Origin of the sequence: Stieleria mannarensis (assembly GCF_014154935.1) — a bacterium.
GTDB lineage: Bacteria > Planctomycetota > Planctomycetia > Pirellulales > Pirellulaceae > Stieleria > Stieleria mannarensis.
The window spans coordinates 24718-39455 of the sequence record NZ_JACEHH010000046.1 but is presented as its reverse complement, the minus strand read 5'-3'; the positions used below and the strand labels follow the sequence as shown (position 1 = coordinate 39455).

10 protein-coding genes are annotated in these 14738 nt (G+C 59.7%); 7 read left to right on the top strand and 3 right to left on the bottom strand.

Going from position 1 to position 14738, the window contains the following annotated elements; translation table 11 throughout:
- Nucleotides 1–9: 9 nt before the first annotated feature.
- Nucleotides 10–549 carry a thioredoxin family protein gene (locus H1B37_RS25340; protein WP_286178158.1) on the bottom strand — a complete coding sequence of 180 codons (540 nt, stop codon included), beginning with the start codon at nt 547–549 and terminating at the stop codon, nt 10–12.
- A gap of 266 nt (nt 550–815) precedes the next feature.
- On the bottom strand, nt 816–3062 hold the full coding sequence (locus tag H1B37_RS25335; protein WP_182870071.1) for a hypothetical protein: 2247 nt from the start codon (nt 3060–3062) through the stop codon (nt 816–818).
- A 370-nt stretch (nt 3063–3432) separates the two neighbouring features.
- Here H1B37_RS25335 and dgt point away from each other — a divergent pair, with 370 nt between their 5' ends.
- Together dgt and H1B37_RS25325 are read left to right on the top strand one after the other, a co-directional pair.
- Nucleotides 3433–4575 carry a dGTP triphosphohydrolase gene (dgt, locus tag H1B37_RS25330; RefSeq protein ID WP_182870070.1) on the top strand — a complete coding sequence of 381 codons (1143 nt, stop codon included), beginning with the start codon at nt 3433–3435 and terminating at the stop codon, nt 4573–4575.
- Nucleotides 4576–4929: 354 nt separating this feature from the next.
- Nucleotides 4930–7665, top strand: coding sequence for an SHD1 domain-containing protein (locus tag H1B37_RS25325; RefSeq protein ID WP_220498366.1), 2736 nt, complete (start codon nt 4930–4932; stop codon nt 7663–7665).
- Nucleotides 7666–7841: 176 nt separating this feature from the next.
- On the opposite strand, the gene H1B37_RS25320 is transcribed toward H1B37_RS25325, so the two are convergent.
- Nucleotides 7842–8894, bottom strand: a complete 1053-nt coding sequence (locus H1B37_RS25320) for a sensor histidine kinase (RefSeq protein WP_182870068.1) — start codon at nt 8892–8894, stop codon at nt 7842–7844.
- Nucleotides 8895–9174: 280 nt separating this feature from the next.
- Here H1B37_RS25320 and H1B37_RS25315 point away from each other — a divergent pair, with 280 nt between their 5' ends.
- From H1B37_RS25315 to H1B37_RS25295, 5 genes are all read left to right on the top strand, one after another.
- A complete protein-coding gene (locus H1B37_RS25315; protein ID WP_182870067.1) occupies nt 9175–9552 on the top strand; it encodes a BON domain-containing protein in 378 nt (125 codons plus the stop codon).
- A gap of 238 nt (nt 9553–9790) precedes the next feature.
- Nucleotides 9791–11248 (top strand): ATP-binding protein, encoded by a 1458-nt coding sequence (locus tag H1B37_RS25310; protein WP_182870066.1) that lies wholly within the window; start codon nt 9791–9793, stop codon nt 11246–11248.
- A gap of 26 nt (nt 11249–11274) precedes the next feature.
- Nucleotides 11275–12417: a two-component system sensor histidine kinase NtrB gene (locus H1B37_RS25305; RefSeq protein WP_182870065.1), complete on the top strand. Its 1143-nt coding sequence runs from the start codon at nt 11275–11277 to the stop codon at nt 12415–12417.
- Nucleotides 12414–13148: a response regulator gene (locus tag H1B37_RS25300; protein ID WP_182870064.1), complete on the top strand. Its 735-nt coding sequence runs from the start codon at nt 12414–12416 to the stop codon at nt 13146–13148. Before H1B37_RS25305 ends, H1B37_RS25300 begins: the two co-directional genes overlap by 4 nt.
- 935 nt (nt 13149–14083) lie before the next feature.
- Nucleotides 14084–14716, top strand: coding sequence for a PEP-CTERM sorting domain-containing protein (locus tag H1B37_RS25295; RefSeq protein ID WP_182870063.1), 633 nt, complete (start codon nt 14084–14086; stop codon nt 14714–14716).
- The last annotated feature ends 22 nt before the right edge of the window (nt 14717–14738 follow it).

Here is a 14738-nt window from a genome sequence, read left to right as displayed (position 1 = left end):
GCGTGAAGATCATTTGAAGAACGGGTTTGCCTGGACGGCCGCCGGTTCTGACGATCGCTTTTTCCCCGCCAGTGCTTCGGCCGAGGCGTTCTCCTGGATCCACTCCGCCAAATCGTCGGCCGACTGGTACCCCACCGCGTCACCGATCTTGCGCCCGTCCTGCAGCAAGATCAATCGCGGAATACTGCTCACCCCATAACGCTCGGCCATCTGGGGACGTTCATCGACGTCGATCTTGCGGATTTCGACCGGCAGACTGGTCCGCCCCAGCTTGCGAAGTTCTTTGTCGATCATTCGGCACGGTGGGCACCACGGGGCGCCGAATTTCATCAGCACCAACTTGGGGCTGGAACCCGAGCTGGGATCGGAATCAAAAAATTCGTCGCCAGACGCCGCGGACGCTTCATTGATCGCCCCGTCCACCTCGTCCTCGCCGAGGCGTGCCGATGTGGACGGACCGGTCCAATCGGTCAGCCGCAGATCCGACGAGGACACCAGGTAGATCATGCATCCGAGGGACAGGATCGCCAGGGGAACAAGCTGTTTCATCTCAAGCCAACAATCGTTCGGGGCCACAATCTCGCGGGAACGCATCGACGCTTGTTACGGTGACGAGCATCCCGCCGCATGGTGTTACGGGAACCTACGCCACGTTTCGGCGTCCCGCACAAGAGAAATGCCCGGTTGTCGGTCAGCCCCGCCAGTATGAAGCGTGAAAAGGCCACGCGTATTCCGCCGCAGCTTGGTCTTCGCGTCGTGGACGAGGCGACGAGTCCATTCGGATTGCGAGCCGCAGGGAGTCCTCGCGTCGTCCACTACGGTGTGTCGCTGAGCATTCGAGGCAGTTGCCGCAACAGGAATCGAGGCAGGATCGCGACGCATTTCTTGCTGGCGGGATCGACCGTCGCGGCGCCGACGACTTGCTCGTTGACGGCGGCACCCTGCAGGATCATGTCCACGCGTCGCTTCGTCGCTTCGCCGTCCGCATCGTCAAACCAGACGACGACCGGAAACCGATCGTGGGACGCATCCGAACCGATCCACCAATGCCGGGAATCGACCACACGCACCAGCATGCCGGCCGGTTGGAGGAACTGGTTCAGCGCGTCGGCCGCCGAGACGGATTCACCGGTGCGCGGCAGCTGTTGGTCGGTCGGTTGTACATCTCGTCGCGCCGCGTCTTGCCAATTGACATAGCACGTGACAGCGTTGAGTTTTGCGATCTGCCGAATCAGCGACGCGATCGTGGCCGCCTGGACGCGCGGCGGTCCCGAGACGCCGCCTTTCAGTTCCGGCCATGCCGCCAGCTGATCCTTGTACGTCCCTCCCCAGCGGGCGAACAAAGGATCGGGCAATTTGCCCGGAGCGCCGCGGGAACGCCGGATCGCCTCACACACAAACACGGCCAACTGAGCCGGCCCGCCCTCGGTCGGTATCGAAACCTTTGACGGGTCGCCTTCGGTTTGCCCCAGCAACGTGCGCGCAACCGCGACCGCGGAGTCACTGTCGGCCGCCAGGTCGCTGAAGTCCAACATCTCGGCGACCGCTTGATTGAATCGCTGGTCGGTCGGCCGCAGCGTGATCGTGCGGGCATGCTTGTCGAACGTCGAATCGGTCGCCTCACAAACCGCCGTCAATAGATCCTCCAGCGTGGGCCAGCCGTTGGGCAGTTTGACGCGTGTATGGATCGGCAGACCGACGATGTCGTACGACACCCATTCGACTTCGATCGGCACGCCACTGAGCTGGCTGAGAAACAGCATCAGGTCGTTGAGCGGATAACCGTTCGGGTCGGACGTCTGCATGGCGATGTTCAGCCCCAACGCTTGACGCATGTTGGCCGCGTCGGGCGCTTCGATCGCGACCTCCAAATCCACGTCCACCTCGGTCGCGCGATCCAGCTGGATTTCGTCGATGGTCTGCGGCGCCGGCTGGGTTTCGGTGAACTGCGGTCGGTCGATCGCGGTCAACCCATGGAGCAGCCCCTGAAGTTCCTTCGGCAACTCGGTCAACGTCCCGGTCTCGCCCGCCGGATCGGACTCGCTCGCCGGATCGGGATCGTCTCCCAGCGGCGATGTTTCCAGCGGCGTCATGCCCTCCAGCGGGCTTCCCGACAGCAGCGGGCTGTCGCCGAGCAGATCCGCCGGGGGCTGGATCGTTTCAGCGGCGGGTGAATCGTTGCCGCCGGGGTCGTCGGTTTGCCGATCGTCGTTCGCGCTGACGTCTTGCGGCGATGTCGGTTCCTTCGCCACGCTGGCCTCGCCGCTGTCCTCCGAATCGGCGTCGCCAGCCGGCACGTCATCGCTGGCTTCATCGTCGGTCACGCCGTCGGGCCGAGTCTCCGTTTCGTCGGCTGGGGATTCGATTCTTTCGGCGGGGACGGTTTCGGTGTCGGCGGATGATTCTGCCGCTGCCTGTTGCGGTCCCCGCGAGAGGGATCGGCGGAACACGGCGAACAAGATGGATGCGGACACGATGCTGGCCAAGACGACGGCAATCCACATGGCGATCCGTCGCGACGCGGCATTCTTTTGACTGTGCCAATTCGGCGGCGGCGCGGCCGATGGCCCTGTCCCGGCGGCTGGTGCCGTCCCGGGGGTTGGACCTGCGCCGGGGATTGGTCCTGCGCCGGGGATTGGTCCTGCGCCGGGGGCAGCGGAGTCCGGTGCCTCGATCGATTGGGGCGCGCCGGCCGGTGGGGCGAGGTCTGCGGTCTGGTCGGAAAATACCGGCGGCGGCTGGGCGCTGGCGGCCCGCGGGGGCGAGCCCTGGGAACGCGGTCCCGGGGGGACTGTGTCCTCTGGATGCGCGGCCTGGAATTGCGGACCCTGCGGAGCGGCATCGGCCGCTTCGGCGTCCCCGATCGAATCTTCGGTCAACGCTTGGCTGTCGACTTGCTTGTTCCCCATCGCGATCGCCGCAGCGCCGGCCGCACCGCTCGGCCCCGCACCGCTCGGCCCCGCACCGCTCGGCCCCGCACTGGGCGGTGTCAACTGGACCATCGACTGGCACTTGGGACAGGCCACGATATTGCCGACCAACTCCGGGCGGCTGACGCGCAAGCGGCTCGAACAGGTGACGCAAGTGACGGAGAAGGGTTGGAAATCCAAGCGGCAGGCCCCTGGGGGACGGTGGGATTCGATTTTAGACCCTCTATGTTACCATGCGGATTGGATTCATTGCGGAATTGCCGCCCGGGCCCGTTGGTGTGGGCCCGATTGGTGTGGGCCCGATTGGTGTGGGCCCGTTGGTGTGGGCCCGTTGGTGTGGGCCCGATTGGTGTGGGCCCGTTGGTGTGGACCGATTGGTGTGGGCTTGATCGGTCCGGAACACTAGGATTGTTAGCGCTAACGATGACCTACACTCCGTTAACCTCCTGGAAAACCAGACGCAAGACGACTTCCACAGGACCGGAATTTCTTGATCACTTCGATGCTGGACACACGGCGATATGATGACCGCGAGCACCTGTTGCTCGCCAGCTTCGCGATGCGCAGCCGTGACAGTCGGGGGCGACGGTACGCTGAATCCGATCACGCCTACCGCGGTCCCTTCGCCCGCGACCGGGATCGGATCCTGCACAGCAGCGCGTTTCGCCGCCTGTCGGGAAAGATGCAGGTCTTCACCGGCGACATGGGCGTCTACCACCGGACGCGGCTGACACACACCTTCGAAGTCGCCTCGGTCGCCCGCACGATCTCGCGTGTGTTGCGGCTGAATGAAGATTTGACCGAGGCCCTGGCCCTGGTTCACGACATCGGCCACCCGCCGTTTGGGCACTGTGGCGAAGACGCGCTCAGTGAATGCATGCAGCCGGTCGGCGGGTTCTCCCACAACGGGTTCGCCCTGGTCATCGTCGAACAACTCGAGCAGCGTTACGCCAAGTTCCCAGGGCTGAACCTGTCGCTGGAAATTCTGGATGGGCAAGACGTCCGCGCCCACAAGGCGGAAGCTGCGGTCGGCCGCAGCCCGTTGTTGGAAGTCCAGATCGTCGACGCGGCCGATTCGATGGCCTATGACGCACATGATGTCGACGACGCCTTGCAGATGGGGTTGTTGTCGATGCAGGAGTTGTTGGAATTGTCGATCGTGCGACGCGCGATGGACATGGTCCACGAAAAGCACGGCACCGAACGGTTTCGCGAGGAACGTCAACTGCTGGTCCACGAACTGATCGATCTTCAAGTCACCGACTTTCTAAGCGAAGCGACCGAGCGGATGATCGAGTTTCAAGGCCAATCGGTTTCGGACATCCGAGACGCCGGACTAAGACTCGGACACAGCGACCAACTGTCTCGCGAACGGGCCGAGTTGGAATCGTTTTTGTTTGAAGCCGTGTATCGCCACCCCCGGCTGATCCCCGTCCGCCGCGCGGCCTACCATCGAGTGCAGGACATGTTCGAGGTGTTGCGACACGATCCCTCACGGCTGCCGTTGCGATTCCGCCGCCGGCTTGATTCCCACCCGATCGAAACCGTCGTCGGCGAGTACTTGGCCGGCATGACCGACGCGTTTTGTAACACTCAGTACAAGTACGCCACCGACGGCAGCACCGGACCACTGGCAGACTGGTGAGGTGCGGCCGACGTCGATTCAATTCTAAATTTGGATCACAAACTGGGCCGCAGCCGCTAGCCTCGAGCCCTACAAACGCTCGAAGGGCAATCCAGGGCCCCCGGCTAGCGCCGTCGGCTCATCGAGTCGGTGGCATTGGGCGAGCACTTACGGCTCATTCAATCAACAGGCCGCTGGTGACTCCCGCTATGATCCTCCCGCCGTCCATGAAGGCTTGCCCGATCGTTGTCAATGGTACACGTGTCCAGGGTGGAGTATCTTTAAGCAGTTCTCCCCTGATCTCGTCTCTCCGGCCGCCCGCTGAATTCGATGAAACCGATGTGTTCCACGGTTGCTCCGCGAGCAACGTTCTGTGTGCTTCTTCTGGCATTGTCGCCCGCCGCCCTCTTCGCCCAACGCCCGGCCGAGACGATCGCGCCGGTCCGCCAGGGGGATCAGGTCGAGGTGCGTTGGCTACGGACTTGGTATCCGGCCACCGTGCTGTCCTACGCTACCGGCACGGTGACGGCCGAGTACGAGCGCAGCGGACGGAAGACGACCGGGGAGTTTTCGTTGGACGACACGCGTTTTCCCAACGGCGAAGGAGCCTGGCTGGTTTGGAGAGACAGCTCGGGAAAGTTCAGTGTCCAAGCCCGCTATCTTTCTCGCACCGAATCCCAGGTCAAAATCCGCAAGGCCGATGGGTCGGAATTGGAGATCCCGATCGACAAACTTGCGTCGGATCTGCGGAAACAAGTGTTGAAGGTCCCCGTGACCGGCAACGAGAACATGATCGACGGCGCCAATCCGGTGCGCGTCGGAGACCAAATCGAGGTCCAATATTTTTCGAAATGGTACCCCGGCGTGATCAACCGTGTCCTGCCGGGCCAAGTCGAAGTCGCCTACGACTATGGTTCGTTCAAACGCGAAGGCACCTTTCCGCTCAAGGAGATCCGATTCCCCGACGGTGAGGGACACTGGCGGCTGTGGACCGACGCGTCGGAGAAGTTCAAGGTCGTCGCACGTTACATCTCGCGGACGCAAGACAAAGTCACGATCCGCAAGGAGGACGGTTCGGACGTCACCATTCCCATTGAACTGCTGGCACCAAACCTGCGCAGCCTGTTGGCCAAGACGCCCGTCACGGGCGAAGAAAACAAAATGGACGGGGCCAACCCCGTTCGCGTCGGAGACCAAATCCAAGTCAAGTATTGGTTCCAGTGGTACGACGCGGTGGTCACCAAAGTCTTGATCGGGGAAGTTGAAGCGCAGTTTAAACGGTATGGCCGCGAGTTGACCGAACGCATCAAGCTGACCGACATTCGCTTTCCCAACGGAGAAGGACGCTGGCGCGAGTGGTCCGATGCCTCGGGCAGCTTCACCGTGATCGCTCGTTTCATCAGCCGCGATGAAACCCATGTGACGATCCGCAAGGAGGACGGGACGGACACCCGCGTCGAGATTTCGAAACTGAATCCGAACCTGCGGCGGTTGCTGTCCGAAACGCCGATCATCACGCCGCGACCGCGAAACTTCGATTTCAAACCGCCCCGCCGGCAGCTGCAACTGGCCGCATCGGCAGCGGATCTGGATCAAGTGACGATTTCCGCATCGCCGATCGAGCGTCCCGTTTTCGGGACCGGCGGAACGGGGTTTGCAATCTCCAAAAGTGATTCGATTTCCGCGGCAATCCCGATCGGAGGTGAATCACAATGGGTTGCCGTCGGCGCGTTCTCCAAGAACAGCAGTCGATACGGCGGCCAGACCCGGCTCTATTGGGCCAGCCCCAAAACAAAATCGGCGATCGACGGACCGGTTTTTTTGGATGACGAGCGGATCGTCGACTATTCGCCCCAGCAGTCTCGACTATTGAGTGTCCAGGTGGGCGGGTATTGGGGCCAGCCGATTCGGTTTTGCACCTATCGCGTCGGTGTGGGCGAAACGAGTGCGCGGGCAGAAGCGAGCTGGGAGATCCCGGAATCCAAAGGGTCCTTTGGCGGGCGTTCGAAATACATGGCCAAACTGATCGGCGGCAGCCGGTTGCTGTTGGGCAACGACGCCTCGGTGTCGCTGTACGATTTTGCGACGCGAGAAATCGTCTATTCGATTTCGGGCGTTCACGAGAACCGTTTCTATCTGCACCCCAGCGAGCAGTACTTTGCCGTGATGGACAACAGCGGCGGCGTCGGATTGTTCGAACTCGAAAGCGGACAACAATTGGCCTACAAAGGCGGCGGGCGGACCTACGGCAGCGGTGTCGGGTTCAGCCAAGACGGCCGCCACCTGTTGACGGTCAGCGGCGGCGGGATTTCCATCTGGGACCTATTGGAAGGCGGCGCTGCCACGACGCTTCGCCAAGGCGGGCTGGCTGTCGGACCGGCAACGCCGATCACGTTGTTGTCCGGCGGATGGATTTCCGCCGGCAGCCAAATCTACAGCACGGGGCTGAAACTGGTCGTCTGGAATTACGTCGGCAAAGGCGTCTCGATTGCCGAGAGACAAATGCTGGGCCGCCAAATGCTGGTCGCCGCAACCACCAACGTCTCCGGACAATCTCATGCCCTGGTCGGCGTCGCAACCGTGCCCCACGACGACGCGATCGAATTGATGAAGAAGGTCGACCCCGATTCGTTGGTGATGCTCAAACCCGGTGTCGGCGTCCGAATCGAAGCGAGCGGGGATGCGCGGATCGCCCAGGGTCTTCGACGCGCCGCAACGATGCGAGGTTTCCGCGAAGACCCCGGTTCGGAAGTCATCCTGTCTGGTTCGGCCGGTCCAGGCGATCCGGTCAAACGCACGTACCAGTTGACGTCGTTCGGACGTGCCGGCGGCAGCGCGACCGAAGAGCACACGGTGACGCCCTGGATCCAAAAAGTGGAAATCCGATACCAAGATCAATACGCCTGGGGCACACAGTACGGCGGCGTGCCATCGTTTGTGTCATTCAAAGAAGGCGGATCACTCGGCGCGGAATTGCAGAAATCATCTCGGGCCTCCTATGACCTGTTCGACGAATTAGAGCTGCCGGAGGAACTGCTGTACCCGCGTTACCAACACGGCCTCGGGACGACCGAAATCACCATCAACGGATTCGTCGACAAGGCGAACTAGGAATCCGCCGCAGCGCGGTATTCGGGTAGTGGACGAGGCGACGAGCCCATTCAGATTGCAAACCACCAGGACTCCTCGTGTGGTCCACGACCGTTTGCCCCGGCGGTTGCGGCGAGGCGGAAGGAGACGGTTTCGTTCCACATCGCTCACCTCCAACGGGCAGATGCCGACGCGCGTTACCGTCTGGGGTCGGCCGGTCCGCGCCGCACGGGCAACAGGATTTCAATCGCCGCGCCTCCGCTTTCCGGATTGCGGACCTGAATGCGTCCTCGGTGCGCCTCGACCAGCCGGCGGCTGATCGAAAGGCCCAACCCCGTGCCGTGCTGTTTGGTGGTGTAGAACGGTTCGAACGCGCGCTGCAGCGCTTCGGGATAAAACGGTCGCCCATCGTTGTGAACGCAGATCCGCACCGCCGGTTGGCCCTCCAGCGTGGTCCGTCTAAACTCGATGCGGACCTTGATCCGTTCCTGCGGTTGGTCGAACGCATTGTCCAAGATGTAGTAAAAAACCTCGTCCAGCTTTCCACGGTCGACCAGCGCGACGTCGTCCTCTGGTTGGTCAACGATGAATTCGATTTGGTTGGTCCACGCTTGGTAGTGTTTTCGCAGATCGATAAACACGTCTCGGCACAGCGGGACCAAGTGGGTTGGGGTGCGGCTGAGCACGATCGGTTCGGCGAACCGTCGGACTTCGTCATAATTGGACAGCAGGTCGGAGAGCGATCGGCGGATTTTTCTTGAAAGTTCCAGCTGGCGGTCTTCGCCGGCAAAATCCAATTCCAGCAGGTCCAGACAGGCCACGGCCCGCTGCAACGCGTTGCGGCTTTCATGCGCCAGCCCGCTGATCATCTTGGCGATCGCGTCCAGCCGTTCGGACTCCAATCGCTCTCCATCGATCGCTTCGGATTCCGACTTGGACAGACTGGCCAATAGCAGCGGCTCGGATTGTTCCTCCACGGGGACCAAAGTGACATCCACAACAACTTCGGATCCATCTTTGCAAACCGCCCGCTGGCGCCCCCCCCGTCGCTGGCAAGACGTGGCATGTGACACAGGGTGCGCCGAGTGTGCGTGTTCGTCACGGCCGGCGATCTCCGGCAGCAGCCCTTCCAGCGTCGATCCGGTGAGTTCAGAACACGCATAACCGAACCAGTTTTGCACGTTCTCGTTGGCAAACAAAATGGTGCCCGAATCGTTCGCCACCACGACCGCCGTTGGGGAAAATTCCATCACTTGACGCGTGAGCGACGAGTCAGAAAAGAGTTTTGCGATTGCATTCATGATTGAAAATGCCGCGTTGGAGGTCTCGTGAACAGACCCCCACCGAGCACGCAGAGTGCCGAACGACGGCAAAGTTGAAATTTTCTGCGCGTGAAGTTCGGATGAAAAGTTGGGAATTTGTCAAGTAGGCACGCGTTTCGCAGAGTGTGGATTTTGACTTTTATGGCGAATCGTGGTTTCTCAACGGCATGCGGTCATCGGCCAACTCATGCCGAAGGAGTGAAGAGTGATGTCGACCCTTCCCAACAGCAATCTGGATTCAATCACGGCGGCAACGGAGGTCTTGGCCAGGGGTGATGAAGACGACCAGGCTGCTGCGCCGGGCGGCATCGCCGATTCAACGCCAACCCCTGCCGTGGAATCCGGTGATGCCCAGCACAGTGATGCCCCGCACAGTGATGCCCCGCACAAAGACGCCTACTTTCGCGAAATCCTGGCGCAATCCGGGTCGGCCGAACTGCGACAGGTTGACGTCGAGGTCCAAGACGGGCGGATCGTTCTGTGTGGTCGCGTTTCCAGTTTCTACCAAAAGCAACTGGCGCAAGAATCACTGTTGCCGGTCGCGATCGGGATGCAGATTTGCAACCAGATTGAGGTGGATCACTAGTATTCCGGTTCGTTTGAACCTTCCAGTCTTCGGTAGTCGATGACGCGAGGAGTCCTCGCAGCGGTCAATCCGAATGGACTCGTCGCCTCGTCCACTACAACAGATTTATCACTTGCTCAATCGACGTTCCGAGCAGCGGTCGCTGCGGGCACACCCTGGAAATGGGGCCTCGCTTCGGTGTACGATGCAGCGTCAAAAGAATCCAGATGATGTCGCTTCTTTTCCGTCGCCGGCGCCCATGAACGAAACGCTCAGCATTCTAATTATCGAAGATGATGCTGATACGCTCACCAACCTCTGCGATATCCTGGAACTGGACGGACACCACGTGGTCGGAGCCTGTTCGTTGGCCGAAGCCAAAGTCGAAGCCGACCGGGCGGGATTTCAAATTGTCATTTCCGACCGCAAGTTGCCCGACGGGCTGATTGAGGATTTATTGCCGGAATTGATCCAGTCGGTCCGGGACTCCGACATCATCGTGATCACCGGGTTTGCCGACATGCAGAGCACGATCACGGCGTTCCGGATGGGAGTGACCGACTATGTGATCAAGCCCATCATCCCGGATGACTTGCGCAGCACGGTGCGGCGGATCGCGGACAAAAAGCGGCTGGAGGCCGAGTTGGCCAAAGAGCATGCGTTTGCCGAATTGGTGCTCGAAACGGCCGAGGCGATTGTGCTGGTCTTGGACCTGGACGGCAACGTGATTCAACTGAATCCCTACTTGGAACAGCTGACCGGTTGGACTCCGGAGGACCTGCGTGGCAAGGACTGGTTCGAAGCCTGCATCGCCGCGGAGGAACGGGAACGGGTCAAAGAAATCTTCTTTCGGACCGCCCACGATGTCCGCACCCGCGGCGTGGTCAACGCGGTCGTCGGAAAAGACGGCCGACGCTTTCCCGTGCGATGGTCCAACACGACGCTCAAGGACCACCGGGGCGACGTGACGTCGGTCTTGGCCGTCGGTGTCGACATCAGCGACCTGACCGCCGCCCAAACGCGGGCCCTGCAGGCTGAACGACTCGCCGCGATCGGGCAAACGATGACCGCATTGGCGCACGAAAGTCGCAACGCGCTGCAACGGATTCAGGCGGCCGGAGAAATGTTGGGCTTGGAACTCGCCGGCAACCAACATGCCCTCCATGACCTCAACGCCATCCAGCGCGCCACCGAGGACCTGAAGTGCCTGCTGGAGGAGGTGCGGTCGTTCGCCGCCCCCATTCAGATGCGTCCCACACGCATTCGATTGTGTGAAATCTGGCGGCGGGCCTGGGACAACCTCGCCGCGTCCCATACCAGCCGTGACGTCCAACTGGTCGAAGAAATCGAAGCCTGCGACGTCGAAGTCGAAGTCGACACGCTGCGGATGGAACAGGTGTTTCGAAACCTGTTCGAAAACGCGTTGGCCGCCTGCCACGATCCGGTCCGAATCGAATTGGAATGTGTCTGCCAGGACGGACACATCTCGTTGACGGTCCAGGACAATGGGCCGGGAATGTCCGCCGAGCAATTGGAGAAGCTTTTTGAACCGTTCTTCACCACCAAGCAAAGCGGCACCGGATTGGGCCTGTCGATCTGTCAACGGATTATTGAAGCACACCGCGGCGCCATCTCGGCCCGCACCTCATCCACCGGTGCGGTCTTTGAGATCCAGCTGCCGCGTGAAAAACCCTGCGACGTCGAGATTTATCCGTAACCGCAGGAATCAACCAGGAAGGTCGGATGCATAGTCAAGACAAAGCCGTGCTGTTGGCGATTTTGGAAGCCGCGGTCGATGCCATCATCGTCATCGATAGCCGGGGGACCATCCAAACCGTCAATCCGGCGACCAGCACGCTGTTTGGATTTTCTAAAGAGGAGATGTTAGGAAAAAATGTCAACATGTTGATGCCCAGCCCCTTCCGGGAGCAACATGACGGCTACCTGAGCAATTACCTCAAGACCGGCGAAGCAAAGATCATCGGCGTCGGCCGCGAAGTGGTCGGCAAACGCAAAGACGGTTCGACCTTTCCGATGCACTTGGCCGTTAGCGAGATGACCCTCGGCGATCAAACCTTGTTCGCCGGGATCGTCCGTGACATCACCGATCTGAAGCACGTTCAAAACCAATTGGCCCAGGCGAATGAACAACTGGAACAACGCGTCCAAGAGCGAACGTCCGAACTGCGAACGGCACAGGCGGACCTGCTGAAATCCGAACGACTGGCCACCCTGGGCCAGGTTTCCGGAGGCATCGCGCACGAGATCCGCAATCCGCTCAATGCCGTCCGCACCTCGGTCTACTATCTGCGCAATGTCCAAAACCCGTCGCCCGAAAAAGTCGCTGAACATCTGGAGAGGATTGATCGACAGGTCTCGTTGATCGACAATGTGATCACGGCGCTCTCGGATATCGCGCGAATGCCCGAACCGGCGATGGTCTCCTGCGATGTCAACGAATTGCTCCGAAAGATCGTCTCCTCGATTTCGATGCCTCGAAACATCCAAGTCGAATTGGATCTGCCCGAGACCGGTTTGCAAGCCGGCATCGATCCCAATCAAGTTTCCATTGTCTTTCGCAACCTGCTCCGCAATGCACGCGACGCGATGCCCGATGGTGGAATGATTCGGTTGACCGGACAGGCCGATTCGGACGACGTCGTGGTGCACGTGTCCGACACCGGCGTCGGGATCCAACCGGACGATCTGGCGCGGGTGGTTGAACCACTGTTTTCGACCAAAGCGCGCGGGATGGGGCTGGGGTTGGCGATTTCGGTTGCGATCCTCAAAAAAAACCACGGTCGACTGGAAGTCGAAAGCGAAGTCGGCAAGGGGACCACATTTTCGGTCCACCTGAAACCATATTCAACGGAACAGACACCATGAACGAGCGGGGTTCGCGGGTATTGATCGTCGATGATGACGCCGATATTCGATCCAATTTTGCCGATATCCTCAGCGACCTGGGCTACCAAACCACCACGGCCGAAGACGGTGCGGCGGCACTTCGCTGCATCCGCGAAAGCCGTTTCGATGTGGTGCTGTTGGATTATCAGATGCCCGGCATGGACGGCGCCTCGCTTTATCGCGAGATTAAAAAACTGCAACCGTCGGTCGCCGCGATCATGATCACCGCCTGGGCCGGCAGCGACGGTGCCCAGCAGGCAAAAAACGCCGGGACCTGGGACGTGCTTCGAAAACCCGTCGACATCCCTGATCTGTTGGAAAAACTCTCCCGCGCCGCCACCGCGCCGATCGTCTTGGTGGTCGATGACGACGAAGACTTCTGTCAGTCGCTGTGGCAGATCTTGAATCTCAAGCACTTTCGCGTCGCACTGGCCCACAGTGAAGCCGAAGGGATTTCCCAAGCCGCCGATTCGAAGTATCAGGTCGCGATCGTCGACTTGAAACTCGGCAGCGGCGACGGCCGCAAGGTGATCCGCCGCATCCACCGCGCGATCCCCCAGGCCCGCACGATCATCGTCAGCGGCGACCAGAAAACCGCCGCCGACGCCTACGAAGAACTCGGCGACCAAATCGTCAACGCCGTCTGCGCCAAACCCGTCGACGTCGAACAACTGCTGACCATGATCGAATCCGAAACCGGCCGGAATTAGCGGAGCGACATCGAAGTAGCCATCCGTGAGATTCTCCGCCGAGATAGATCACTGGGCTTGAGCACTGCAGCGCAACAGGCAGCCAAGCCTGGGGGGGGATAGAGAGACCAGGCAACACAGGAAACCCAAGTGCTCAGGGTCAAAAGGAGCAATGATGCGATTGGCGAGAAAATGTACAAAAATATCCACCTAGACAGTTGTCTTGGCGTGGCCCCACCCCTACATTAAGTATTGGCCAGTAGCCTTCTCCTCCTGGAGAACAGTGGTTGGACGCCCCTGAAGAACTTTGGTCCCCCTGTCTCTAACCATGATGTAGAGGCATAATCGAGCAAACCGTCGATTTTAACGGTGAGTTGTGCGATCACTTCTTTTTCTCCCAACGCTAATCGTTTTCTTGCTTTGCTCTAACCAAGCAATTGCAGGTGTGGTTGGCTCAAACTGCAAGATCGAAATCGGCTTGGACTCTGAAAGGCCGAAGACATCGGGATGGATGCCGGATCACGGGCACGCCCCTTCAGTCGTTCTGGAGACTGATTCTCTTAGCGTAACGTGGTCGATGACGGTGCGGAAATATGCCGCTCAGCAGATTGCCCTCACCACGGGGCAACGATCCGAGTTGAGACTCCATGTATCGCGGTTTCCATCTCGCCCAAAATGGCTGCGACTTCCCGAACCGATACCAAACACGTTGAGAAAGATTCCCATTGACCTATTACCGACATTGGCTCCGGTAACAAATCGAACTTCACGGGTATATCAGGGAAACTAAAATGGGAAAGGTAGCATCAATCGGAACGGTGTGTTCCAGCATACAAAGTATTTGTGTTGCTCATCCATTGGTTGTTGGATGCAAGTCGTGTGCGGTCGGATTGCTTCTCGTCTTTGGAGTTATCTCGTCTGCGTCGGCGGGAGTCATCACTCTCGACAACACTAATATGATCGATCCGCCAGGCGCAACGGGAGTGCAGCCTGATATCGTCCCCGGCACTCCTGTTGGCTCAGGGGCAGAGCAGATTATTTTAGACGCGATAAACTACGACACGACGCCAGCGAGCGGGAAGGATTCCGCTTACTTGAACGCGGTGTTAAGCGATATCGGATCACTGTTGTACAAGAACGACGGTACCGAATCTGGTTCTTTGAGTAGCAATTACGACGTAGTAAACAAGGTTGTCAGCGGGGGTGACTGGATCAGTGGTACGCTTCGATGGAATGGTGGCTCACCGGTTGCTGATCCAACGCAGCCATTGTGGGCAGTCCTGAAAGACGGGGCGGCTGGTTTCGTGGTTTGGGACCTGTCGAATGCCTTTGGCAATTTAGCACTTGGCTGGGACGGGCAGATGGACATCAATTTTTCAAATGTCGTTTTCCCGCATATCGACCAAAACGGAAATCCTGATTTAACCAAGGACCCGAAAGGAATCTCTGGTTTCCAAATTTGGGGTCAGTCAACTACTCTCGTTCCACCACCAATCCCGGGACCAGTCCCCGAACCAACCTCAATGATGGTTTATGGTTTATTGGGTATCTGTGGATTGGTGACGCGCCGCCGAATGAGAGTTCGATGATTGACACCATGTTCGCTTGCGC

Excerpts from the sequence above, each read along its gene's own strand:
- H1B37_RS25295 (WP_182870063.1), top strand. The coding sequence starts at position 14,084 with ATGATCGATCCGCCAGGCGCAACGGGAGTGCAGCCTGATATCGTCCCC.
- H1B37_RS25315 (WP_182870067.1), top strand. The coding sequence starts at position 9,175 with ATGTCGACCCTTCCCAACAGCAATCTGGATTCAATCACGGCGGCAACG.
- H1B37_RS25305 (WP_182870065.1), top strand. The coding sequence starts at position 11,275 with ATGCATAGTCAAGACAAAGCCGTGCTGTTGGCGATTTTGGAAGCCGCG.
- H1B37_RS25320 (WP_182870068.1), bottom strand. The coding sequence starts at position 8,894 with ATGGAATTTTCCCCAACGGCGGTCGTGGTGGCGAACGATTCGGGCACC.
- dgt (WP_182870070.1), top strand. The coding sequence starts at position 3,433 with ATGCTGGACACACGGCGATATGATGACCGCGAGCACCTGTTGCTCGCC.
- H1B37_RS25340 (WP_286178158.1), bottom strand. The coding sequence starts at position 549 with ATGAAACAGCTTGTTCCCCTGGCGATCCTGTCCCTCGGATGCATGATC.
- H1B37_RS25310 (WP_182870066.1), top strand. The coding sequence starts at position 9,791 with ATGAACGAAACGCTCAGCATTCTAATTATCGAAGATGATGCTGATACG.
- H1B37_RS25300 (WP_182870064.1), top strand. The coding sequence starts at position 12,414 with ATGAACGAGCGGGGTTCGCGGGTATTGATCGTCGATGATGACGCCGAT.